Raw genomic sequence first — 1,217 nt, 5'->3', positions numbered from 1 at the left:
CCACCGGGAACGACGAGTACGGCGCGTAGGCGTGCCCCATCGCGGCCGTCGCGGCGGTCCGCAGGGCGGTCCAGTCCACGTCGGACGGGAGGCGCGGGTCGCCCCCCGCCGCGTCGGCGGCGGTCCGGCCGCCGCGCCCGTCCAGGGCCGTGGCCGGGTCCGCCCAGCCCGTCTGGTCGGTGGACGCGACGTGGTCGTCGCCCGCAGCGTGCGTGTCGGTCATGTGCCGTGCCTCCTGGCCGTCAGCTCTTGATGTACGGCTTGCCCGCCGCAGCGGGACCGCGCGACTGCCCGACCAGGCCGGCCACCGCGAAGATCGTCACCACGTACGGGAGCATGAGCAGGAACTCACTCGGGACGGGCGAGTTGATCGCGCCGAGCGTGTTCTGCAGGTTCGACGCGAAGCCGAACAGCAGCGCCGCGAGGGTGGCCTTGATCGGGTCCCAACGACCGAAGATGACCGCCGCGAGCGCGATGTAGCCCGCGCCGGCGGTCATGTCCTTGGTGAACGGACCGACCGCGTCGAGCGTGAAGTACGCACCGCCGAGGCCCGCGATCGCGCCGGCGAGGGAGACGTTCCAGAACCGCGTGCCGGTGACGTTGATGCCGACCGTGTCGGCGGCCTGCGGGTGCTCGCCCACGGCACGGAGGCGCAGGCCCCACCGGGTCTTGAAGAGCCCGAAGGTGACCACCGCGACCGCGACGTACGCCAGGTAGACCGTGACGCGCTGCTCGAAGAACACCGGACCGATCACCGGGATCTGGTGCAGGACCGGGATCGGGACGATCGGGAACCGGACGCCCACGTTCAGCGTCGTCTCGTTCGGCGAGAGCACCTGCGAGTAGAGGAACCCGGTCAGCCCGGAGATGAAGGCGTTGATGACGACACCGACGATCACCTGGTCGACGAGGTACTTGATGCTGAACGCCGCGAGGATGAACGACACGAGCGTGCCCGCGACGAGCGCCGCGACCAGGCCGACCCACGGCGAGCCCGTGATGGACGCGACCATCGCGGAGCTGAAGGCACCGGCGAGGAACTGGCCCTCGATCGCGATGTTCACGACACCGACGCGCTCCGAGATGACGCCGCCGAGGGCGCCGAACACGAGCGGGACGCTGAGGCTCAGCGCGCCGAGCAGCAGACCGGGGATCGGCAGGGACTTGCCCGCCGCGGCCCAGGTCAGGAACCCGATCACGAACACGACGGCGAACAC

At 70.8% G+C, this 1,217-nt stretch carries 1 protein-coding gene and 1 pseudogene; both read right to left on the bottom strand.

Annotated features, from left to right (window positions below):
* Positions 1-223, bottom strand: a pseudogene (locus I5E_RS26070) (hypothetical protein); the annotation flags it as partial.
* 19 nt (positions 224-242) lie between these two features.
* Positions 243-1,217, bottom strand: a 975-nt coding sequence (locus I5E_RS17545; RefSeq protein ID WP_022908135.1) for an ABC transporter permease, incomplete at its 5' end; no start/stop codon positions are given.

The organism is Curtobacterium sp. B18 (assembly GCF_000333375.1).
Lineage (GTDB): Bacteria > Actinomycetota > Actinomycetes > Actinomycetales > Microbacteriaceae > Curtobacterium.
This window is presented reverse-complemented; position numbering and strand designations above follow the sequence as displayed.